Origin of the sequence: Sedimentibacter sp. B4 (assembly GCF_000309315.1) — a bacterium.
Taxonomy (GTDB): Bacteria; Bacillota; Clostridia; order Tissierellales; family Sedimentibacteraceae; genus Sedimentibacter; species Sedimentibacter saalensis.
The window spans coordinates 1-337 of the sequence record NZ_CANG01000291.1 but is presented as its reverse complement, the minus strand read 5'-3'; the positions used below and the strand labels follow the sequence as shown (position 1 = coordinate 337).

Below are 337 nucleotides of genomic sequence, written 5' to 3'. Positions count from 1 at the left end.
CGGCTGCGCAGGCAGCGCATCATCGCCGGCCTGTCGAGCGTGTCCCTGTTCCTGATCATCATCAGCCCGCAGGTGATCAAGGACGGTGTGCCGGGCTTCACCCACAGTGCGCTCGGTGCCGGCGGCATGTTCGTCGCGATCGTGGCCGGCCTGTTCGCCGGCTGGGTGATGAGCCAGTTCGGCAAGTTCTCTTTCTTCAAGGACGAGTCGGTCATCCCGGACTTCGTCCGAGCCTGGTTCGACGCGATGCTGCCGGTCGGCGTCGTCATCGTGACCGGCTGGGTGATCGTCGACATCCTCCACTTCGACCTCTACAACACCGTTCTCGCGATCTTCA

Annotated in this window: 1 pseudogene; it reads left to right on the top strand. The window is 63.5% G+C overall.

The window, feature by feature from the left end:
- Positions 1-337 (top strand): annotated as a pseudogene (locus tag BN358_RS23300) (PTS sugar transporter subunit IIC); the annotation flags it as partial.